The organism is Halobaculum sp. MBLA0147, assembly GCF_041361345.1.
Classification (GTDB): domain Archaea; phylum Halobacteriota; class Halobacteria; order Halobacteriales; family Haloferacaceae; genus JAHENP01.
In genome coordinates, this window is sequence record NZ_JBGKAD010000001.1 from 1,799,026 (window position 1) to 1,820,433 (window position 21,408).

At 69.5% G+C, this 21,408-nt stretch carries 22 protein-coding genes and 1 tRNA gene; 13 read left to right on the forward strand and 10 right to left on the reverse strand.

The features are described 5' to 3' along the window. The first annotated feature begins 9 nt into the window (after window positions 1–9). The 8 genes from RYH80_RS08570 to proS all read left to right on the forward strand — a co-directional run bounded on the left by RYH80_RS08570 (window position 10) and on the right by proS (window position 6,533). Window positions 10–657 (forward strand): SatD family protein, encoded by a 648-nt coding sequence (locus RYH80_RS08570; protein ID WP_370903441.1) that lies wholly within the window; start codon window positions 10–12, stop codon window positions 655–657. Between the two features lie 24 nt (window positions 658–681). Next, window positions 682–1,113 (forward strand): hypothetical protein, encoded by a 432-nt coding sequence (locus RYH80_RS08575; RefSeq protein ID WP_370903442.1) that lies wholly within the window; start codon window positions 682–684, stop codon window positions 1,111–1,113. 117 nt (window positions 1,114–1,230) lie between these two features. Next, window positions 1,231–1,500, forward strand: coding sequence for a DUF8001 family protein (locus RYH80_RS08580; RefSeq protein WP_370903443.1), 270 nt, complete (start codon window positions 1,231–1,233; stop codon window positions 1,498–1,500). 111 nt (window positions 1,501–1,611) lie between these two features. Next, complete coding sequence (locus tag RYH80_RS08585; RefSeq protein ID WP_370903444.1) at window positions 1,612–2,001, forward strand: helix-turn-helix domain-containing protein; 390 nt, start codon at window positions 1,612–1,614, stop codon at window positions 1,999–2,001. A gap of 164 nt (window positions 2,002–2,165) precedes the next feature. Beyond that, on the forward strand, window positions 2,166–3,953 hold the full coding sequence (locus tag RYH80_RS08590; protein WP_370903445.1) for an ATP-binding protein: 1,788 nt from the start codon (window positions 2,166–2,168) through the stop codon (window positions 3,951–3,953). Between the two features lie 225 nt (window positions 3,954–4,178). Continuing rightward, window positions 4,179–4,325 carry a hypothetical protein gene (locus RYH80_RS08595; protein ID WP_370903446.1) on the forward strand — a complete coding sequence of 49 codons (147 nt, stop codon included), beginning with the start codon at window positions 4,179–4,181 and terminating at the stop codon, window positions 4,323–4,325. Continuing rightward, window positions 4,312–4,923, forward strand: a complete 612-nt coding sequence (locus RYH80_RS08600) for an NUDIX hydrolase (RefSeq protein WP_370903447.1) — start codon at window positions 4,312–4,314, stop codon at window positions 4,921–4,923. The genes RYH80_RS08595 and RYH80_RS08600 overlap by 14 nt, the downstream gene beginning before the upstream one ends. A 107-nt stretch (window positions 4,924–5,030) precedes the next feature. Further along, window positions 5,031–6,533 carry a proline--tRNA ligase gene (proS, locus tag RYH80_RS08605; RefSeq protein ID WP_370903448.1) on the forward strand — a complete coding sequence of 501 codons (1,503 nt, stop codon included), beginning with the start codon at window positions 5,031–5,033 and terminating at the stop codon, window positions 6,531–6,533. Between the two features lie 86 nt (window positions 6,534–6,619). Here proS and RYH80_RS08610 read toward each other — a convergent pair whose 3' ends face one another. Next, window positions 6,620–7,867 carry a M20 family metallopeptidase gene (locus RYH80_RS08610; RefSeq protein ID WP_370903450.1) on the reverse strand — a complete coding sequence of 416 codons (1,248 nt, stop codon included), beginning with the start codon at window positions 7,865–7,867 and terminating at the stop codon, window positions 6,620–6,622. Between the two features lie 78 nt (window positions 7,868–7,945). Here RYH80_RS08610 and RYH80_RS08615 point away from each other — a divergent pair, with 78 nt between their 5' ends. Next, entirely contained in the window at window positions 7,946–8,272 is a 327-nt protein-coding gene (locus RYH80_RS08615) for a DUF8081 domain-containing protein (protein ID WP_370903451.1), read from the forward strand. 269 nt (window positions 8,273–8,541) lie between these two features. Here the strand turns inward: RYH80_RS08615 and RYH80_RS08620 are convergent. Next, window positions 8,542–8,627: transfer RNA gene (locus tag RYH80_RS08620), tRNA-Ser, on the reverse strand. Between the two features lie 141 nt (window positions 8,628–8,768). Between RYH80_RS08620 and RYH80_RS08625 the strand changes: the two genes are divergently transcribed. Further along, the gene (locus RYH80_RS08625; RefSeq protein WP_370903452.1) at window positions 8,769–9,740 is read left to right on the forward strand and encodes an AAA family ATPase; all 972 of its coding nucleotides are present in this window, start codon (window positions 8,769–8,771) and stop codon (window positions 9,738–9,740) included. 8 nt (window positions 9,741–9,748) lie between these two features. Here the strand turns inward: RYH80_RS08625 and RYH80_RS08630 are convergent, their stop codons facing one another. The 4 genes from RYH80_RS08630 to RYH80_RS08645 all read right to left on the reverse strand — a co-directional run bounded on the left by RYH80_RS08630 (window position 9,749) and on the right by RYH80_RS08645 (window position 15,100). Then, the gene (locus tag RYH80_RS08630) at window positions 9,749–12,154 is read right to left on the reverse strand and encodes a helix-turn-helix transcriptional regulator (RefSeq protein WP_370903453.1); all 2,406 of its coding nucleotides are present in this window, start codon (window positions 12,152–12,154) and stop codon (window positions 9,749–9,751) included. A 408-nt stretch (window positions 12,155–12,562) separates the two neighbouring features. Then, complete coding sequence (locus RYH80_RS08635; RefSeq protein ID WP_370903454.1) at window positions 12,563–13,153, reverse strand: DUF7504 family protein; 591 nt, start codon at window positions 13,151–13,153, stop codon at window positions 12,563–12,565. A gap of 856 nt (window positions 13,154–14,009) precedes the next feature. Further along, complete coding sequence (locus tag RYH80_RS08640) at window positions 14,010–14,522, reverse strand: GNAT family N-acetyltransferase (protein WP_370903455.1); 513 nt, start codon at window positions 14,520–14,522, stop codon at window positions 14,010–14,012. 86 nt (window positions 14,523–14,608) lie between these two features. Further along, window positions 14,609–15,100, reverse strand: coding sequence for a DUF7969 family protein (locus tag RYH80_RS08645; RefSeq protein WP_370903456.1), 492 nt, complete (start codon window positions 15,098–15,100; stop codon window positions 14,609–14,611). Between the two features lie 149 nt (window positions 15,101–15,249). Here RYH80_RS08645 and RYH80_RS08650 point away from each other — a divergent pair, with 149 nt between their 5' ends. The 3 genes from RYH80_RS08650 to RYH80_RS08660 all read left to right on the forward strand — a co-directional run bounded on the left by RYH80_RS08650 (window position 15,250) and on the right by RYH80_RS08660 (window position 17,081). Continuing rightward, on the forward strand, window positions 15,250–15,690 hold the full coding sequence (locus RYH80_RS08650) for a nuclear transport factor 2 family protein (protein WP_370903457.1): 441 nt from the start codon (window positions 15,250–15,252) through the stop codon (window positions 15,688–15,690). Window position 15,691: 1 nt separating this feature from the next. Continuing rightward, window positions 15,692–15,931, forward strand: a complete 240-nt coding sequence (locus RYH80_RS08655; RefSeq protein WP_370903458.1) for a DUF8527 family protein — start codon at window positions 15,692–15,694, stop codon at window positions 15,929–15,931. Between the two features lie 229 nt (window positions 15,932–16,160). Next, window positions 16,161–17,081 carry a DUF7260 family protein gene (locus tag RYH80_RS08660; protein ID WP_370903459.1) on the forward strand — a complete coding sequence of 307 codons (921 nt, stop codon included), beginning with the start codon at window positions 16,161–16,163 and terminating at the stop codon, window positions 17,079–17,081. A gap of 60 nt (window positions 17,082–17,141) precedes the next feature. Here RYH80_RS08660 and RYH80_RS08665 read toward each other — a convergent pair whose 3' ends face one another. The 4 genes from RYH80_RS08665 to RYH80_RS08680 all read right to left on the reverse strand — a co-directional run bounded on the left by RYH80_RS08665 (window position 17,142) and on the right by RYH80_RS08680 (window position 21,312). Further along, a complete protein-coding gene (locus RYH80_RS08665; protein ID WP_370903460.1) occupies window positions 17,142–17,420 on the reverse strand; it encodes a 4a-hydroxytetrahydrobiopterin dehydratase in 279 nt (92 codons plus the stop codon). A gap of 87 nt (window positions 17,421–17,507) precedes the next feature. Beyond that, the gene (locus RYH80_RS08670; RefSeq protein WP_370903461.1) at window positions 17,508–20,225 is read right to left on the reverse strand and encodes a DEAD/DEAH box helicase; all 2,718 of its coding nucleotides are present in this window, start codon (window positions 20,223–20,225) and stop codon (window positions 17,508–17,510) included. A 61-nt stretch (window positions 20,226–20,286) separates the two neighbouring features. Further along, the gene (locus tag RYH80_RS08675) at window positions 20,287–20,472 is read right to left on the reverse strand and encodes a hypothetical protein (protein WP_370903462.1); all 186 of its coding nucleotides are present in this window, start codon (window positions 20,470–20,472) and stop codon (window positions 20,287–20,289) included. A gap of 27 nt (window positions 20,473–20,499) precedes the next feature. Continuing rightward, a complete protein-coding gene (locus tag RYH80_RS08680; RefSeq protein ID WP_370903463.1) occupies window positions 20,500–21,312 on the reverse strand; it encodes a GTPase family protein in 813 nt (270 codons plus the stop codon). Window positions 21,313–21,408: the final 96 nt, after the last annotated feature.

The following is a 21,408-nucleotide window of genomic DNA, read 5'->3' on the forward strand; positions in this document are numbered from 1 at the left end:
ACGCTCACGATGACGGAGACTGCCTGGATCCTGCTCGGCGACGTGATCGACTCCCGAGAGATAGCCGACAGAGATGCGTTCGAGACGAGGCTCACGGGCACACTTCGGCGGGTTGCCGACGAGTACGAGGAGGACGTGATCGAGGCGCCGAGACGCATCAAGGGGATCGACGAGATCGCGGGCGTGCTCGGCTCCGTGGAGAACGTCGTCGGCGTCCAACGACAGATCTCGCTGGGCGTTCACCCGGAACGAATCCGTCTCGTCGTCGTCCGTGGTGACGTGGAACGGGTCGGCGCCGGCGACGTGACCGAGATGCGTGGGGCCGGGTTCGCCGACGCCGCCGACGAACTCGACCGCGTCGAGGCGGCGGGAGAGACGTTCTCGCTCGTCGGGCTCCCGAGACGGGCAGCGTCACTGTCGGCGACGGTGAACTTGCTCGACTACGTCCGGAGCACGTGGACCGAACGACGCGTCGAGGTGCTCCGCGCGGTCGAGACGCACGGTAGTCAGGCAGCGGCAGCGTCGGAACTCGGCGTCTCTCGACAGGCCATCAACGGACACCTCACCGACGAGTCGGTCAAGACGGTCGATGCGGTCGAACGTACGCTCTCCGAGGAGTTGTCCTCGCTGGCTGCCACCAGTTCGACAGAAATTTGACTATTCTTGGCAGCAGCCGTACCGATGCCTCCGTCGTTGTTGTTCGAGAGTGTCGTCACCGCCCCGGTCGCAGCGGTTCTGATCGTCTCTGTCGCGCTGATCGTCTTGCTCGTGACGAGTGGTGTGGTGGTCAACGCCGCACTCGGGTTGGCCGGGGTCGATCCAGAGACCCCGAGAGCCGACAGTAGCGAAGGTGGTGACGACTCGGAAGCGACCCAACGACGTGTCGACACGGGCAGAGTGATCGGGAAGGTGGAGAACGTTCTCGTCGTCACCCTCACACTCGTCGGTGGGTACACTGCACTCGGCGTGATCTTCGCCGGAAAGTCGTTCGTCCGTGTCGAAGACATGGATGGGAACGACTCGTCGTACTACCTGACCGGGACGATCACGAACTTCGTGTACTCGCTCGTCGTCGGAGTCGTCACACGTGGGGCGTTGCGATTGCTGATCTGAGTCGATGTCACTGACGCAGAGGTGGTGGCAATACTGAGTCCGTTCGCCACCACGCCCGTGTCCGACTCGCGCGGTCGCTCGGGTGGTTTTAGTGTCCGCAGTGTGGACGGCGTGACGATGGACCCACTCCGGATCGAGGCTGGCGAACTCACGACGGAGGAGATTCTCGACGCGCTCGGGGAGGGACGGCGGATCGTCGTCCGCGCCGACCTCTTCGGAGCCGAACGCGAGATGACGCTGCGCCACGACGGGGAGACGTTCTACTGTGACACCCCGACGCGGCTCCACAAACACGACGACCCCGACGAGATGCGCGCCTGCATCGAGAAGATGGGGTACGGTCGGACCGCGGGAGACGACGCCGACACGGCCGACGCCGACGACTGAACCGGGAGAACGCGGGCAGCGACGCGAATCGAGCCGACGACACCGCGAGTCCACCCGCGAGCACGACCGCAAGGAGGGGGTTTAGGACACAGTGTCACGTAGTGGCGTGTGATGGCCGACACACCGGAGATGGAGGACCTGGTGCAGACGCAGGACCCGAGCTTCCAGCACGTGATGGCGTGCGTCTTCGGCATCCAGGAACACGAGAGTCGGACGTACCTCGTCTTGCTCGAGAACCCCGGCAGCACCGTCGAGGAGCTGGCCGAGGAGCTCGACCGCGACCGCTCGAACGTCAACCGCTCGCTGACGACGCTGTTGGAGAAGGGACTGACCCGACGCGAGCGACGGCTCCTCGACCCCGGCGGCTACGTCTACCAGTACACCGCCACGCCGCTGCCGGAGGCGAAAGAGCTGCTCCACGACGCCTTGGACGAGTGGGTCGAGAACGTCCACGACGCCATCGCCGAGTTCGGCGACGAGGACGACGACTCCCCGCTGTAGTCGGGCCGTAACCAGATCGGTCGCGGCGGCGTGGCGACGGCGTGGCACAGCGGTGCAGCGCGGCGACGCAGTGGCGTGGCGGCGCGGCGGCACAGCGAAGTTGGGTGAGAGTCGGGTCGCTTCCCGGAGAACCCTTTTGTCGGTTCGTTCCACAGGTGCGCCACGTGGTGGAACTGTTGGCACTCGGACGAGCGGTCGCCGCGGGTGCGGGCGTGGCGCTGGGGTGGCTGGCGCTGCGGACGTTCCGGCGGCGCGACCGACCGGCGGCGAGTTCCTACGCCGTCCTCCTCGTGAGTCTGGCGGTCACGGCGCTGTGTGCGGCGGCGACGGCTCACACCGGGACGCCGTACAAACTCGTGTGGCTGTACACCGGTCTCGCCATCCCGCTGGCGTTGGCGCTGTTCGCGTTCGACTACTACGGCATCGTCGGCGTCGGCGACCGGACGCGACGGCTGGCCGCACTCGCCCCGGCCGTCGCCGGTGCCGTCGGCGGCACCGTGGTCGTCCTCGGGACCCCCGCGATGAGTCCGGGGACGACGGCACCGATTCCCGCACTCACCGGACTCCCACCGGCGGTAGTGGGACTCGCCGGGACGCTGTACGAGGCGGGGACCTACTACACGACGGCGGTGATGCTCGTCGCGGTCGGGCTGGTCGGGCGGAGCGTCCTCCGGTACGACCACCTCGACGCACGTCTCGCGCCGGTGATCGCCTTCGTCGGCGTCTGGCCGTGGGTCGCGAACCTGTTCGTCCCGACGGTGACGGCGGCGACGAGTCTCGGCGTGGGTGTCGCCGGCGTCGCGGGCGGGTACACCGTCGGGGCGCTCGCGGCGGCGGTCGCCGTCGGCCCGCTGTCGCTGTTCGAGTCGTCGCCGATGGCCGGCACTGTCGGGCCGGACGTGGTCTTGGACTCGATGGACGACGCCGTGCTCGTCGTCGACGACGAGGGACACGTCCTGCGGATGAACGCGGTCGCACGGGAGACGTTCGGCGTCGACGAGGCGACCGTCACCGGCGGGCCGCTGGTGTCCGTCGTCGACTGTCGCCCGGCGGCGCTGACCGACGGCGCGACGGTGACGCTCCCGACGACCGACGGTCGACGGACGTTCGCGGTGACGCGCTCGACCGTCCGAGACCGCACCGACGCGGAGCGCGGGTACGCCCTGGTGTTGCGCGACGTGACGCGCCGCCAGACTCGCGAGCAACGGCTCGACGTGTTCAACCGCATTCTCAGACACAACCTCCGCAACGACGCGACGAAGATCATCGGCAACGCGCGGCTCATCGGCGACGGCGGCGACCCCGAGCAGTGTGCCGACCGGATCGTCGACACGACTCGCGAGTTGGTCGGAGCCGCCGAGCGAGCACGGGAGCTCGACCAGATCGTGGAGGCACCGGCGGACGCGACGGCCGACCTCGCCCCGCTCGTGGCCGCCGTGGTCGAGGAGGTGCGCGAGACGTACCCCGAGGTGTCCGTCTCGACGGCCGTCCCGGACGACGTGACGGTGGACGCGAGTCGCGACACCGTGGCGGTGGCGCTGCGTAACGTCGTCGAGAACGCCGCGGCACACAACGACGCCGACGACCCGCTCGTCGTCGTCTCCGTCGACGCGACGGGCGACGGCGTCGAGGTCGCCGTCGCGGACAACGGCCCCGGCATCCCGGACCACGAGCGCGCGGTGGTCGAACGCGGCGAGGAGGACCCGCTCGAACACGGCAGCGGACTCGGCCTGTGGACGACACAGTGGGCGATCACCGCGGCGGGCGGGAGTCTCTCCTTCGGCGAGAACGACCCCCGCGGCGCAGTCGTCACGCTGTCGCTGCCGGCGGCCGGCGGGGACGCTCCCGACGACACCGGGGCGGCCGCGAGCGGAGCCGGCGCCGGTGCCACCGGTGCGTCGAACGCGGCCGCCGAGACGGCCGGCGACGGTGGCGGTCGCTCGTCGGGCTGAACTGGGTGTCCGGACGGATCGCTCGCGTCGCACGAGGCGACTTTCGGCCGGTTCTGGTTGCAAACTCCACCCGAAACGGAGGGGTTCGGCGGTCGCCGGTCGGACCCCACGCCGGGTGCGGTCGCGAGCGACCGCCGGTATGTGAACCCGGTCGGAGCGGGCCGCGCGCCCGGATCGGGTGCCGGTCCCCCGAAGGACTTTGTGGGTGCTCGGGTCACTCGGAGTGTGTTCGGACTGCTCCAGACGGGGACGACGAACGTCACCACGGACGGCTCCGTCGGGATCGCCGTCGGGATGATCGTCGTCTTACTCGTCGGCCTGGTGGTGTTGCGCCGGTGGACCGGGAAGAGCGGGGACAGTGACCAGCGGTGACGACCCGGACGCGGGTGAGGACGTGACAGACTCGTCCCGCCAGCCCCCCGCCGCAGCCTCGCGTGCCGCCGTCGAGAACGCCCTCGCACGACTCCGCGACCGCTTCGGAGCGTTCCCCGTCGCCGTGGACACCGTCGAGAACGACCCGGACTACTTCGCGAGCGGACTGGCACGCGTCCGCGACGGGTTCCTCGGCGACGCCGGCGCGTGGGTGGAAGACGACGACGGACGCGTCCTGCTGATCCGACACGCCGACGCCTCCGACCGGTGGGGGACGCCCGGCGGCGGCCACGAGCCCGGCGAGACGCTCGCCGAGACGGCGCGCCGCGAGGTGCGCGAGGAGACCGGCCTCGCGTGTTCCCTCGTCGACGTGGCGTTCGCACGGCGCAAGCGCGTGGTCGACCGCACCGACCCCGAACGACGCTACAGTCTCCTCACGGTGTCGTTCGTCGGCGCGTACGACGGCGTCGGCCCGTCCGTCGACGCCGCGACGACCGACGACGAGGAGATCGTCGCCGTCCGGTGGGCCGAGAGCCTACCGGACGCGACGGTCCCGTTCGTCCGGGATCGTGTCGCACCGCGCGTGCGCTGGTCGTGACTCGTCACCACGAGACACACTCACGAGGAACCGGCGGTTTCGAGTGGCTGCGTCGCCGACTCCGTCGACACACGGCGTTTAAGCCCGCGCCCCACGACCCACGACCCATGAGCGACACCGAACAGTCCGACGACGGGGAGGGACAGGAACTCGGGATCACCGAGAGCAAGGAGTACGCGACCGGCGACTGGTACGCCGAGGTCGTCCAGAAGGCGGAACTCGCCAGCTACGGGCCGGACGGGATGTCCGGGTTCATCGTCACGCGACCCCGAGCGTACGAACTCTGGGAGCGGCTCCAGGGGTACCTCGACGGGATGTTCAAGGACACCGGCGTCCAGAACGCCTACTTCCCGCTGTTCATCCCCGAGAGCTACCTCGAGCGCGAGAAGGAGATCGTCGAGGGGTTCGACCCCGAGGTGGCGTGGGTCGAGACCGCCGGCACCGAGGAGTTGGAGGAGCGACTCGCGGTCCGTCCCACCAGCGAGTCGATCATCAACCCGTACCTCTCGCAGTGGATCCGGAGCCACCGCGACCTCCCGATGCGGGTCAACCAGTGGTGTTCCGTCGTGCGCTGGGAGGCCACGGAGACGAAGCCGTTCTTCCGGACGAAGGAGTTCCTCTGGCAGGAGGGCCACACCGCCCACGAGACGGAGGCCGACGCCTGGGCGGAGACGATGACGCGGCTCGACCAGTACGAGTCCATCTACGAGGACGTACTCGCCATCCCGGTGTTGCGCGGGCAGAAGCCCGAACACGACAAGTTCCCCGGCGCGGACACGACCACCACCGTCGAGGCGCTGATGCCCGACGGCAAGAGCGTCCAGGGTGGCACCTCCCACTACCTCGGCACCTCCTTCGCGGAGGCGTTCGACATCACCTACGCCGACGAGGACGAGGAGGAGAAGGTCGCCCACACCACCTCGTGGGGACTCTCGTGGCGCGCGCTCGGCGCCCTGATCATGACCCACTCGGACGACCAGGGGCTCGTGCTCCCACCGACCGTCGCCCCCGAGCAGGTCGTGATCGTCCCTATCTGGCAGGCGGACACGCGCGAGGAGGTGCTGGCGTACGCCGAGGAGGTCGCCGAGGACCTCGAAGACGCCGGCGTCCGCGTCGAGTTGGACGACCGCGACACCCGCAACCCCGGTTTCAAGTACAACGAGTGGGAGTTGAAGGGCGTCCCCGTCAGGTTGGAGATTGGCCCCAACGAGGTCGCCGACGACGAGGTGACGGCCGTCCACCGCCCGGACGGCGAGCAGACCACCCTCGCACGCGAGAACCTCGGCGAGGCCGTCCAGGCGGAACTGGACACGGTGTTCGGGAAGCTGTACGCCGCCGCCGAGGAGACGCTCGACGGGGAGATCCGCGAGGCCGAGGGTCGCGACGAGATCCTCGGCACCATCGGCCAGCACGGCGGCTACGTGGAGGCGCCGTGGTGTGGCGAGGAGGCCTGTGAAGACGAGATCAAAGACCAGATCGCCGCCGAGATCGCGATGGTGCCGTTCGCCGACGAGGACCCGTACCACCCCGACGGCGACGACGAGGACGGGGAGTGTGCGGTGTGTGGCGAGTCCGCCGAGCGGACCGCCTACTTCGCCAAGACGTACTGAACCGGGCGTCGCGCCCGACCGAGAGTCGCCCCGAATCTCGTCGGGCTGCGGACCGCCCGTGACGGACGGCGCACCCGCACCGCACCTCACGCGGCCTCGTCGTCGCCGACGACCGCCGCGACGCGGGCGACCGCCTCACCGTACAGATCGACACACCGTGTCAGCACGTCCAGCGACACGCTCTCCGTGTCCGTGTGGGCCTCGCCCGGTTCCGAGGCGCCACACACCACGCAGGTCGTCCCCGCCTGCGCCAGCCACCCGGCGTCCGTCGCGTGCGGCTTCACGACGTGCTGGGGGACGGACCGGTCGTCGTCCGGCGCGTCCGACTGGACCGCGTCGTGTGGGTCGTCCGACGCGTCCGACTGGCCTGCGTCTCGTGTGACCCCCGACGCGTCCGACTGGACCGCCCGTGCGGCCGCCAACACCGCGTCGGCGAACGCCGCGTCGTCACAGGCCATCGGCGGGAGATCCTGGTCGACCGTCAACGAGACGCCGTCGAGTCGCTCGACGCGCTCCAGCGGAGCTCGCTCGCCGGGGACGGTGCGCTCGTCGACGGTCACGGTACACGTCTCCGGGATCACGTTCCAGGCCTCGCCGCCGTCGATCTCCGTGACGGCGACGCTCCCCGACAGCGACTCGCCCTGGACGGTCGCCGTCGGCGCGGACAGCTCTCGGACCACGTCCACGGCGTCACTCGCCCGGTAGATGGCGTTCTCGCCTGCCGCGGGTTCGCTGGCGTGGGCCGCCGTCCCCCGCGCCGTGATCGTACTCCCGCGCCGTCCCTTGTGCGCGACCGCCACGTCCGTCACGCCCGGCGCGGAGTAGCCGGTCGACCCCTCGCCGACGACCGCGTAGTCGGGCGCGTAGCCGTCGTCGATGGCCGCCCGACAGCCGACGCCACCCTGCTCCTCCCCGACGAAGGAGACGACGTGGAGTTCGAGACCGGCGCGTCGCAGCGTCGCCCGCTCCGCGTCCGCGAACGCGAGGAGCGCCGCCGCGAGACTCCCCTTCATGTCCGCCGTCCCGCGCCCGTACAGTCGGCCGTCGCGTCGCTCGACGACGTACTCGGTGTCCGCCGCCCCCTCCCGTGTCTGTCCGGGCGCGGGTGGCACCACGTCGTGGTGGCCGACGAGCGCCAGCGACGCCGCGGCGTCGCGCGGCCCACGGCGCGCGACCACGTTACCGTGAGCGTCGCGCTCGACCCGGGCGTCCGTCTCCGTCTCGAGCCACTCGACGAGTACGTCGCCGGCGGCCGTCGGGTCCTCGTGACTCGGCGTCGCCACGAGTCGTTCGGTGAGGGCGGTCACGCGTGCTCGTGTGTCCTCGTCCGTCACGGCGACGAGTTCGCGCCCGCGGCTGTTCACGTTTCCGTCTGTTCACGTTTTTGTACGGGTGGGCACTACGTCGGTGTCGTGAGCGGCGAGCGCGAGTACGTCGTTGAGGTGAAGCCGTCCGCCCGGAAGGCCAACGGTGCCGTCGGCCGGTTGGTCAACCGCGAGGGGCCGCGACGGACGTTCCCCGACCGGCGCAGCGCCGAGGCGTGGGCCGAGGGGCTCTCGGAGGGGAGTCGGCCGGTGTGGATCCGGGCCGCCCACCCGCAGGACCGCAGCGAAGTCGACGGCTACCTCGTCTCGCGGCGCCGCCAACTCCTGGACCTCGACGGCGCCTACGACAAGCGCCGCCGTCGCCTCCGCGACACGGACGCACCCGTCGACACGCTCGGCAACTACGACGGGTGAGACCGCTCGTGAGGCTCGGCGGACCACCGTCCCTCGTCGGCGCCGACGTGAGACCCGGTGAGAGACCTGTCGAGAGTGAGAACACCGTCCCGTTGCCGTCTCGCGACGATGTGATCGGCCTCTGTCGACGGGTCCGTTCCACCCGAAACGGAGGGGTCGTGTGGAACCGTGTCAGTCTGTCGACAGGGGTCGGGCAGAGCGTCGCCGGTGGAGCCGGAGAGAGTCGGTCGAAGCGGCACCGCCGCTGGTCGAGTCGTCGTCGAGAGGAGCGCCGAGGAGGAGATTTGAACTCCTGTGTCCTGAACGGACAGTTGATCTCGAATCAACCGCCTTGGCCGGGCTAGGCTACCTCGGCTCGGTCACAACTACCCCGTCTGCGTTTTAGTCCGTTTCGGTTCCAGACGGTCGACGACGCCGGCGGCTCGTCTCCGCGTCGCCGTCCGAGGGGTGAGACGAACCCCCACGGTTGAAGTGGTGGCCTCCCGGAGGGTGGTCCATGGACGTGACCGACGCGAGTGGTGCCTGCGCGGACGTGCTCTCCACCCTCTCGGAGTCGATCGTCGCCGAAGACACCTTCTTCGAGAACGTACTGTTGGGACTCCTCTCTCGGGGCCACGTGCTGATCGAGGACGTGCCCGGGACCGGGAAGACGCTCACGGCCCGCTCGTTCGCGACGGCGCTGGGGCTGTCGTTCTCGCGGGTCCAGTTCACGCCGGACCTGCTCCCGTCGGACGTGACGGGGACGAACGTGTACAACGAGGGCGACGGCGAGTTCGAGTTCTCGGAGGGCCCCATCTTCGCGAACGTGGTGTTGGCCGACGAGATCAACCGCGCGCCGCCGAAGACGCAGGCGGCGTTACTGGAGGCGATGGAGGAAGAACAGGTCACCGTCGACGGCGAGACGTACGACCTCCCGTCGCCGTTCTTCATGATCGCCACCCAGAACCCGGTCGAACAGGAGGGGAACTTCCCGCTGCCGGAGGCGCAACTCGACCGGTTCGTCGTCAAGACCGCGATGGGCTACCCGGACGAGGCCGGCGAGGTCGAGTTGTTGCGACGCCGCGTCGGCCGCACCGACCGCGACCCGAGCGTCGCGACGGTGCTGGACCCCGACACGGTCGGGGACGTGCGTACCGCTCCCGAGGACGTCCGCGTCGACGACGACCTGCTGGAGTACATGGCGCGGATCACCCACGCGACCCGCACCGACCGGCGGGTGGAGGTCGGCGTCTCGCCACGTGGGACACAACGACTGTTGGAGGCGACGCGAGCCGCCGCCGTGTTGGCCGGCCGCGAGTTCGTCACGCCGGACGACGTGAAGCGCGTGGCACAACCCGTCCTCGCACACCGGCTGGTGCTCACGCCGGACGCGAAGGTCAACGAGGTCGCGAAGGGGGACGTGCTCGCCGGTGTCCTCGACCGCGTCGAAGTCCCGACCGTCGAGTACGAGGGCGCACCGGCAGAGTAGCCCGATCCTCACTCGTCGTCGAACGGCGAGGCGGCACCCTCCGGCTCCGAGCCGGGGAGCGCGACGACGTTCCCGCGGCCGACGCTGATCTTCGTCACCGCGCCGTCCTCGTCCATCCGCTTGAGGACGCGACTCACCGTCGCCTTCGACCAGCCGGTCTCGTCGACCAGCGCCGACTGCCGCATCCGGCCGTCGTTGGCCGCGAGTACGACTTCGACGACTCGTTCGTTCGGCATCGTCTCCGTGTCCAACGCCGTCGGGTCCGCCGTCTCGTCGGCGGCCGCCACGTCTCCGTCCGGCGGGTGGCCGTCGCGACCGGCCGTCACGCCGTCGACCACCGTGGCACCCTGCGCTCGCTCCGGCTGGGTCTCGTCGCCGACGCCGCTCGGTCGTGTACGGCCGTCCGCGTCCGTCGTCGGCGGGTCGGTCGCAGTGGTCGAGCGCTCCGTCGGAGCGGTGGGCGCCGATCCCTCCGCCGGTGTCGGGTCACTCGCGGGATCGAACGGGACACCGGTGTCGTCGGACTCGTCGTCCGCCCGCTCGGCTCTCGTCGCCGGTGTCGTGTCCGGGGACGCCGTGTCGGGAGACCCCTCTCGCTGCGGAGACACGGACTCGCCGGCCAACGCCGCACCCGCGGCACGCGCCCGCCGACGAGCCTCGACCGCGGCGGCCCACACCGTCTCGGTGAGCGACGACTCTCCCGCCGTCGCAGACGCGCCGGCCGTGTCGTCGGCACCACGCGCCGCGCCGTCGTCACCGCGCGTGGCGTCGGCCGCACTCGCCGTGGTCCTGCCGCCTCCGCCGGTCGAGTCCTGGACCGCCGGTCCGGCGGCGCGCTCGTCGGTCGGGTCCCGAACCGCCGATCCGGTCGTGCGCTCGCCGGTCGTCGCCGGCCCGTCGAGCAGTGCGCGGAGCCGCGCGACCGCCGGCGACCGACGGAGGCGGCTCCGCACGGCACCCAGCGGGTCGTCGCCGAACCGTACCGCGGGGGGCGCTCCGTCGTCCGGATCGCCGTCGTCACCGTCGACCGTACCGGCCGGACCGCCCTCGCGGTCGTCCGGGCCACCCAGTAGTTCGGACAGCCACCGGTCGCGAGTGATCACGAGCACGGTCCCCAGCAGCGCGAGGATCAACAGGCCGGCCAACACCGGCGGAGAGACGGGAGCACGCTGGACGGACTGTGCGTCGCCGATCCCGTCGCCGTCCGTGTCCGGGTCGAGCGGGTCCGTGTCGAAGTCGTTCACCTCGCGGCCGTCGCGGAGCCCGTCGCCGTCAGTGTCCGCCACCAGCGGGTCGGTCCCGGTCGACAGTTCCGTCCCGTCGGCGAGCCCGTCCCCGTCCGTGTCCGCCGCCGTCGGGTCCGTCCGCAGCGTCTTCACCTCGCGGCCGTCCGCGAGACCGTCACCGTCCGTGTCCGCGACTGTCGGGTCCGTCTCGTAGGTGAGCACCTCGGCGGTGTCGTCCAACCCGTCGTCGTCCGTGTCCGCGGCCGTCGGGTCCATCCCGTAGTTCGTCACCTCCGCCGCGTCGTCCAACCCGTCCTCGTCGGTGTCCGCGACCGTCGGGTCCGTCCCGTGGTCCGTCACCTCCGCCGCGTCCGAGAGCCCGTCACCGTCCGTGTCCGCCACCGTCGGGTCCGTCCCGTGCTCCGTCACTTCCGCGGCGTCGGAGAGACCGTCCCCGTCCGTGTCCGCCGCCGTCGGGTCCGTCCGGTGGGTGTACACTTCGGCCCCGTCGGAGAGGCCGTCACCGTCCGTGTCCGCCGCCGTCGGGTCCGTCTCGTAGGTCCGCACCTCCAGTCCGTCCGCGAGGCCGTCGGTGTCGGTGTCCGCGCTGTCGATGTCCGTCCCGCCGTCGAGTTCGCGCTCGTTGTCCAGGCCGTCGCCGTCGAGGTCGCCCTCGCGGACGAGCACGCGAACCGGGTGGCTGGCCCGCGCCTCCACCTCGCCGCTGAGTGTGTCCGCGGAGACGACGACGCCGAGACTCTGGCGCCCGCGGTCGCCCGGCCACTCGTCGAACGCGAAGGTGTACGACTGCGTGGTGTTGGCCGACAACACGACCGAACGACACGCGAACTCCTCGGCGGTCGCGTCGCCGTCCGCTGGCCCGGCACCGACACAGACGTCGTAGTGGCCGTCACCCTCGCCGGCCGCCGTCGAGAGTTCGACACGGACGCGGACGCGGTCGTCCGCCCAGAGGTACGCGACCGACTCGCGAGTCGTCAACACGTCCTCGGCGAGGACGCCGCTCGTCGTGATCTCGATCGGGTCCGCGACCCGACCGTCGAGTGCCGTCGTCGCCCGCCCGTCCGGAGACTCCCCCGTCACCGCCGGCACCGTACCGGCCGCGAGGAGTCCGAGACAGACGACGGCGACGACGAGTGCCGTCGTCACGCGCCGTGTCGACCTGTCCATCGACGTGTGTACTCTCTTCCCGTTCTCGCAGTTAAACAGTTCGCACGCGCGAGTCGTCGGCGACGCGACTCGCAGACCGTGAGACGCGACTCGCAGACCGTGGGACGCGACTCGGAGGACGTGGCGTCGTGGGTCGAGCGTCGAGGAACGGGTAGGGGTACGGTGTCGTCGTCGGCACCGCCGGGTGGGTGCCGTCGTCGGCACCGCCGGGTTGTGACGGCGACCCGGACTCGGGTCGTGACGGCGACACCGCTGGGTGGTGACTCTCGGCGAGGGGTCGGGAGAATCGCTCCGGGTCCGCGCCGGTCCGGACGACTGGACCGTGGAGGGCCGACAGTCCGTGCGTTCGAGACCGGGGACCGGCCACGTCAGGGACGCGGGTGGACGCCGGTGGCGGGGGCGGGACCGCTACGCGTGCCCGTCGCCGCCCCGCTCCGTCGTGGTGTCGCGTGCGGTGCGGTCGTCGACCGCGTCCGCCAGCGTCTGGAACGTCGCCACCGTCTGTGTGTCGTGGGCCGCCGGGTCGAGCCACAGGCGAGTCTCCCCGCCCGCCCGGGCGACCCGCGCGGCCACGGCGTCACAGAGCCGGTAGCCACGACGCGCGTCGACGTACTGGAGCAGCGCCGTGAGCGAGGGGACGAGACAGACGGGGTCGCCCGTCGTCGCGGCCGACTCACAACACGACGCCAGCGCCACGCCGACGCCCGTGTGGTCCGTGGGCGACGCGGCACCGACGACGGTCGCTCCCGAGACCGTCGCCGTCCCGCCGGAGCGCGCGGCGTCGACGTACCACACGTCGCGATCTCGCGCCAGCCGCTCGGCCAGCTCCGCGTCTCCACGGGCGAAGCCGACGACGACGACGGGTCGTTCCCCCAGGGTCGGCGTCGTCTCGGCGGCGTCCGCGAGTTCCCCCTCGCGGAGCTCCAGGACGACCGTCGGCGTTGGCGACTCTACGGACGTGCGTCCGTCGTTCGACGGGCGCTTCGACGTACCTGACATGGCGTTCACTCGGTGGGGAGACTCCCACATAAACGGGTGTAGCCGTTTCGTGTGGCGGGTGTGTGGCCGTCGATCGTTCCGACTCGTTCGATCGACCCGGGCGACCGTTCCACCCGCCACCGCGTGAAACGCGTCGAAACGCCGCGTCGCTCGCGACGACGGCGACACCCCCGTCGTGACCCTCGTCGAGACCGGTCTCGGTTCGACTCGAAACCCACCTCTCGGCGGCGTGTGGAACGACGACCGGGGTGTCGAACGGTTCGAAACAGTGTGAAACAGTCCGCCGCCGTCTGGTGATTTCGCTCGTGAAACGGTCGTCGGAGTCGTTCGGTGATCGGGAGACGAGAGTGGCGGGACGGCTACCGTTTCACGACCGTTTCGTATCGAGTCGGTGATACGACGACGGTCCGCGTGATGGGGGTCGAGACGCGTCACTCGCCGCGGTCGAGACGCGTCGCTCGCGAGGAGTCGTGCCGGTCGAACCGCCACGGCCACGGCTGGTGGGGTGTCGTGTCGCCCGGAACACTAACGACCGGCGTCACTCCCGGCAGCGTGCCCTGGTCGGCCGGCTAACCCTCGTGCCGGGCGCTCGCCGTCGTGGCCGGCGAGAGGCCGTCGTGTCGCGCGCCCGGGTTCGCCGTACCGTCATCGCACCCGTGTGGGTCTACTCGGACGGGGACTGAAGGCGCGCACCCGTGGTTCGGTCGCCAACGGGATACGGCTACCGCTCTCGGGACTCTGTCGCGTGCCTCGACCGCTCGTGGAATCGGTGGCGTGCCTCGACCGCTCGTGGAATCGGTGGCGTGCCTCGACCGCTCGTGGATTCGGTGGCGTCCCTCGACCGCGGTCGACGGAGCTACCGCAGGAGACTCGACAGCCGGTCGGTGAGGCCGCCGTCTTCGCCGAGTTTGAGGTAGTAGGCGTCGCCGCCGTCCTCGTAGTAGCCGTCGATCCGGCGTTCCACGTCGAAGCCGATCGCCTCGTAGAACTCCAGTGCCGCGCGGTTCGTCGCCCGCGCGTGACACGTCACCGTCCGGTGTTCGTCGGCGATTCGAGCGACGAGTCGTTTCCCGTAGCCGCGGCCGCGGGCGTCCGGACTCACGGCGAGAAACAGGATGTAGCCGTCGCGGCGAGCGGAGACGAACCCCACGAGGTCCCCGTCCGTCGTCCCGTCCGTCCGTCGGCGACCGTCGGGACCGTGTTCGAACAGGAGGTGCGTCTCCGAGCGCCGGTAGGCGTCCGAGAAGAACCCGCGTCGCTGTTTGAGTACCCCCTCCTCGCGTCGGATGCGTTCTTTGAGCGCCCAGGCGGCCCCCTCGTGGGACGCGTCCCCCGGCGCGTCTGTCCGCCGTTCGAGTTCGATACTCACTGGCACCCGGTTGGCGCGTGAGGAATATAATTCCACCGTCGGGCGTGGGGCACCGACGAGTGGATCGGGGCGGGAGCACCGGTCTCTCAGTAGAACCCGCCGCCGGAGTCGTCGGTGTCGGTCGACCCGCTCGGACCGCTCGGCCCGGACGGAGACTCTGGGCCGCGTCCCTCCGCGAGTTCGACGTGTTCCGGTTCCGTCGGACCGCGCGGGTCCAGTTCCTCACCGTCCGCGAACCGGAGGAACGAGAGGTAGAACGCCTCGCCGCAGCCGACCGGCTCCGGCTCGGGATCGGCGGCGTCCCCCGTCGACTCGGTGCCGGCCGACTCCGACCCGGAGGCGGCGGCAACGTCACCCGCCGCCTCGGTGTCCGGAGGGTGTCGCCACGAGAGGTCGTCCGCGGGCTCGCCGCAGACGAACCGGACGCCGTCGGTCTCGTCGAACGACTCGCCGGCCTCGGCGTACGTCCACCCCTCCAGCGGGTACGGGGTGACGGACTTGTCGTCGAGGTACCCCTCGCGCTGGAGGTCGACCAGTGCCCCACACCGCGGACAGTAGTAGGTGACCGAGTAGCTCACGTGTGTGCCACGCGGCCCGCGTGCTTTCGCCTTTCGACACGGGGGCGTCCGGCGGCGGACGCAGCGATCGACGACCGTCTCCGAGAGCCGGTGTTCCGGCGCGGGGAGAAAGGGCACAGGTTACAAACACCGACCGAGAACGGGAGGGTATGACACCCGAGGAGACCGTGGAGGCGTACTACGAGGCGTTGCGGTCGGGGGAGCCGCTGGCGTCGTTCTTCGTGGAGTCGCCGGACGTGGTGAAGTTCGGGATCGGCGAGCAGTTGGTGGGGTACGCGGACCTGGCCGACGGGCTCTCGGACCAGACCGCCCGGACGCGCGACTGGACGGTCGAGAGTCGAGATCTACGTGTCGTCGACCGCGGGGACCACGCCGCCGTCTCCGACGCGGTGCGACTGGAGTGGTACGACACGACCGGCTACGAGGACCACGCCTACGACACGCGCTGGAGCGGGACACTCACCCGCGTCGACGAGACCGAAGACGGCGGCGGCGACGGGCCGAAGGGGACGGACCGCGACGACGACGAGGCCGAGTGGAAGTTCCTCGGACTCCACGTCTCCGTGCCCGGGCCGACGGCGGAGGAGTGAGATGGTGGGCCCGACCGACAGTCTCGAGGAGCGCGACGCCGGACGGACCCGGCTGAAGATCGGGTTCGTCGCGACCGTCGCCGCCTCCGGCGGACTCGTCGCGCTCCAAGCCGACGCGACACCCGTCCAGCTGGCCGTCGCCGTCGTCGCCGGGGCGCTCGTCGGAACCGGCTGTCTGTGGTTCGTCCTGCAGTGGCTCGGCGAGATGCAACCGGACCACGTCCGGAGCCGTCGCCCGTAGCCGAAGACGAACGCGACTGCGTCGCCAGCGACGTCCGAGCACGACTGCGTCGCCAGCGACGTCCGAGCACGACGGCGTCGCCAGCGACACTCGAACACGGCCACACTCGTCGCGTCGGTGGAGGACCGCCACGGCCGACCGACGGGCCGACGTGTCTCCGTGGTAACATTTCACACACTCGACACCGGGACAAGGGTCTTGTGGGGTGGAGCGAGAAAGGGTAGCACGGATGGTCGAACAGGCCGGAGTACCAGGCGGTGCGGGACGGATGTCGACGCGCGGGCTCGCAGACGGAGTCGAGTCAGTCTGTCGCGTCGCGGACTGTGGACACCCGGAACTACTCACCGCGCTGGCCGTACTCCTCGTGACAGTCGTCGCCCTCCTCCTCGCTGGCGCGGCGCTCGTCGGCTTGCGGGACGCCCGCGAGGCCGTCGCCGTCGAGCACCGCCGTGCGACCGCGGAGCGTGACGCGTTCGAACAGTTCCGTCGGCGCGTGAGCCGACTGGAGACAAACACCCCGGCGACGCCGGACGTGGGGCCCCCGACCGGCGGTGGCGCCGTCGCGACCGCCAGTAGGGGTGTCGACGAAGACGGACTCGTCGCCGTCAGACGTGCCTACGACGAGACGGTGATGAGCACCCCACACCACGCCTCGGAGTACGACGAGACGCTCGGACAGAGCATGGCCGCCGAGTTCACCGAGGGAATCGCCGGCACGGTCGTCGGCGGCGGCCACCTCACGCCGGCGCTCCAGACCGCGCTCGTTCGCAGCGCCGAGGAGGCCGAGCGTCGACGGACGGAGCTCCTCTCGAAACTCGACACCGAGGAGACGGCGCTCGACCGTGCACGCGAGACGCTCGCCCCCGCGGCCGACGCCGTCGACGCGGTCCGGGAGGACGCGACCGACGGTGGGTTCGTCGACCTCGTCGCGGCGACCGAACGGATCGAGTGGCACGAGTCGAACGTCGAACGCCTCCTCGCCGACCGGCAGGAGACGATCCAGAGCCACGAGCGAGAGTACCCGCACTGGTTCGACTACCTCTACGGTGACCTCGACGTCGCCCACCCGGTCTTGTCGACGGCGACGGGCGTCCTCGCCGATCTCGACGACGCACGCGACACCGTCGCCGCCGCCGCGGCGCGACGGTAGGTCCCCGGTCCGCCGTTCTCACTCTCGTCGCCGTCACGGGGAGCGTCGGCGGCGACCGACTCAGTCTGCGAGTTCGTCGAGTCGTTCGGCGAGGTCGAGATCCTTCTCGGTGATGCCACCGGCGTCGTGCGTGGTGAGTTCGACGGTCACTTCGCCGTACTCGACGGTGATCGTCGGGTGGTGGAACGCCTCCTCGGCGAGCCCACCCGCGCCGGCCGCGAAGCCGACGCCCGCGAGGTACGAGTCGAACTCGTAGGTGCGGGCGATCTCGTCGCCGTCGCGCGTCCACTCGGCCGGCAGTCGATCCGCGATCTCCTCGTCCGTCAGTGTCTCGGACATACCAGTCGCGAGGGTCGGCAGCGGGAAAAGGGTATCCGCGACGGCGACCACTCGCTCGTCCGGTGGTCACAGACCGGTTCGTGGCGTCTACTCCCCGACGTACTCGCTGCCGATCACCTCGCGGATGCGGTCGGCGGTCACCTCGCCGACGCCGTCCACCTCGAGTAGGTCGTCTTCGCGAGCAGTCATCACCGCCTCGACGGTACCGAACTCCGTCAGGAGCGCCCGCGCCGTCACCGGCCCCACGTCGGCGATTGAACTGACGACGTACTCCTGTTGTTCGGCGAGCGTCTTGTCGGCCTTCTCGCCGTGGGCCGACACCTCGCGGTCGTTGTCCCCCTGTTCGCGCTCGGCGATCGCCGCCAGCATGTCGCGGGTGCCGTCGGTGTCCTCGGTGCGGAGGATCGACGCGCCGAAGTCGACCGACAGCGACGCCAGCGCGCCACGGATCGCGTTCGGGTCGACGTTCCGCTCCCCGTACAGGTCTCCTCCCTCGACGATCACGACCGGTCGCGCGTACGCCCGTGCGAGGTCGCCCACCTGCTCGAACAGCGAGCGGTCCCCGCCGAGCAGCGTGTCGAGGAAGTCCGCGACTGACTTCCGCTCGACCGCGACACGATCCGAGAGCACGTAGTCACCCACCGCCAGCGTCTCCAGCCGCGTCGTGACGCCCTCCCGCGTCGAGAGGTCCCGCGCGATGGTGGTGTCGAGTTCCCGCTGGTCGATCACAATCTCCGTCGTGTCGGTGTGCTCGCCCGCCGTCGCGACCGTCGCCTCGTCCGTGTCCAGCGTGGCGAGTGCCGAGTCGGCGTCTCCCACAGCGTCGTCTGCGTCCGCACCGGCGTCTTCCTCCGCGCCGGCGTCTTCCTCCGCGCCGGCGTCTTCCTCCGCGCCGGCGTCTTCCTCCGCGGTAGTGTCGGTGTCCGCGCCGTCTGTGGTCGTGTCCGGGTCCGTGGGGGTGTCCGTCCTCGCTGCTGCGTCTCCGTCTGCCGTCGCATCTGCGTCCACGGTCTCCGGGTCGCCAGCGGACGAGTCGTCGCGCTCCGTCTCGGCGTCGAAGTCCGACAGCCCCGGCTGTCCCGCCGTCGTCTCGTCTGCCGAGCCCGTCTCGTCGGAGCCGGCCGCCGTCGCGTCTCCTGCTCTCGTGTCTCCCGCCGCGTCCGGACTCGTCGACTCTCCATCGGCCTCGTCCGAATCCGCCTCGTCGTCGAACTGGTCGAGTGCGGACTGGCCGCTCAACTCCTCGGACATCTCGTCGGCGACGCTCTTCAGCGAGCGGAGTTCCGCCTCCATCTTCTTCTCCTTCCGGCGGGAGATCCAGAAGTACGCCTCGTCGCGGGTGTCCTCGGCCATCAACACGACGACGCGCCCCTCCTCCTGACGGCCGGTCCGGCCCTTCCGCTGGATCGAGCGGATCGCCGTCGGTACCGGCTCGAAGAACAAGACGAGATCCACCTCCGGCACGTCCAACCCCTCCTCGGCGACGCTCGTGGAGACGAGCACCTCGAACTCGCCGGCACGGAACTGGTCCAACGTCTCCTGTTGTTGTGTCTGTGTCATCCCGTCGGAGCCGTCCTTGTCGCCCTGCCCGACGAACCGTCGCGCCTCGAACGACTCCCCGAGGAACTCCGTCAGCGCCTCCGCGGTGTCGCGCGACTCCGTGAACACGATCACGCGCTCGCCGCCGCCGATGCCGAGCGTCTGGGCGAGCAACACCCGCGTCCGCCTGAACTTCGGGTGGAGGTCGTCGAACGCGTCCGTCAGCCGCATCGCCTCACGGACCTTCGGGTCCGACACCATCCGCTGGCTCGCCTTCGACGCCCCCGACGACCGGGCCGCCTCCCGCTGGCGCTCGAAGTACCGGTCCAGCGCCTCCACGCTCTGGGTTTCGACCAACTCCACGGCACGCCGGAGTTTCATCACCTCCGCGTGGGTGGACATCCCCTTGTACGCGTCCGACTGCCCCGCGTCCATCATCCCCTGGAGCTGTCGGCGCATCTCGTTGAGCGCTTTCTGGGACACGTCCGGCTGGGTGGTGTCGGCGACGCCGAGCGACTTCAGCTTCTGGAGGCGATCTCTGATGACCTCGTTGAGGGTGTCGCGGATCTGGATCACCTCCTCGGGGAGTTCGATCTCCTCCCACTCCACGTCCGTCTCGTGGGTGTACTCCGCCACGTCGGCGTCCCCCTCCGTCATCACCTCCACCTCGTCGACGCCGAGGTTCTCGCAGACGATCCGGATCTCCTCCTCGTCGCCGCCGGGGGAGGCGGACATCGCCGTCACCAGCGGCTCGGCGGCGTCCGCGTGGTACCGCTCTGCGATGTAGACGTACGCGTAGTCGCCGGTTGCGCGGTGACACTCGTCGAAGGTGAGGTGCGAGACGGGGGCCAGCGAGATCCGGTTGCCGATCAGGTCGTTCTCGATCACCTGCGGCGTCGCGATCACGATCCGGGCGTCGTCCCACACCGCCGCGCGGTCCTCTGGTGCCACCTCGCCGGTGAACACGACGATCTCCTCGTCGGGCACCTCCAGCGCCTCGCGGTAGAAGTCCGCGTGCTGTTGGACGAGCGGTTTGGTCGGGGCGAGGAACAGCGCCTTCCCGCCGACCTCGTGGAGCCGCCGCGCGGTGACGCGCAGCGACACCGTCGTCTTCCCGAGCCCGGTCGGGAGACAGACCAGCGTGTGTGCGTCGGCGGCGGCGTCCGCCAGCAGTCCCTGGTAGCGGCGATCCTCGACCACCTGCGGCGTCAGGAGTGGGTGGGCGACGTACTGCTGGTCGGGGTCCGTGTCGGCGGCCTCTGCCATCGACGACTCTTGGTCGGGTTCGTGGGTAAAGGTTCGCCGCGGACGGTGGAAGTGGAGTGAGCTACAGGAACAGCGAAGAGATCCATCCGCCGATGGCGCTTTTGATCGTGCTCCACGCGGCACTGAGAACTCGCTTCGCCCACTTTCGTAGGCGACTCTTGTCGTTCTCGATCCGTTCCAACTCCTTCTTGTCCATGTCGTCTATCTCACTCTTCAACTTCCGTTTCATTTTCTTGGCGTCGGACATGTTGGGAAACCTCCGTGTGGTGGATTGTCACTCGATCTCTTCGAGAACCTCGTCGGAGACGAGTTCTCTGATGTCTGCGACGTCGCGGTTCGCCGAGGCTTTGATCTGTTTCTCTGGGGGGAGGTTCTGGATGATAGTGTCGAGTACCTTTCCGTGATTCCACCGCTTGAGTGCCGAACACGCGACGATCTGGTCTTCTGGGACACCGACCCGAGTGAGCTTGTCGACGATGTCGTCCGTACGACGCTCGATCTGCCGTTCCAGTTCGTCCGTCGGGACGTTGTACGTCTCGTTCCAACCCTGTATATCGTCCTCACGCTCGCTCCGTTCGAGTTCGATCTGATCGACCTTGTTGAGAACCACGACGATCCGGTCACGGTACCCGGTCTCGTCGAGGATTCGTTTCATGTTCTCCTGGATGTGACGGATGTCACGACTCGATGCGTCGATCACCCAGTACAACAGGTCGTGTTGTCGTACCTGTTCGATCCACTCGGGGATCAACTCCTCGTCTTTCTGCATCGACTCACCGAGTCCCGGACCGTCGGTGAACTCGATCTTGAACCCGTCCTCGTTCTCGATTTGGAACGATCGAAATCGCTCCGTCTCGGCTCGCGTCGCGTCCGTAGTGATCTCCTCGGGAATGTCCTCGTCTCTGACCGCGAAGATCGACCGAAGGAGTGTCGACTTCCCGACACCCGTCTGGCCAGCACCGATGAGTCGAACCGGCTCCTCTAGATCGGCCTGGATGTCGGACCTGAGTTCTCGTTTCTTCTGCTCGGACACCGGAAGGTTGTTGAGAAGCTCGTCCATCCGTTCCCCGAGTCCTATCTCCGGCATCAGTTCGATACTGTGTCGTACCGGGAATATGATTTTTGTAAGGATTCTGTGTAGTGCCAGTCTGTACCAACGACAGTTTGTAGCTAGTGAGATGGG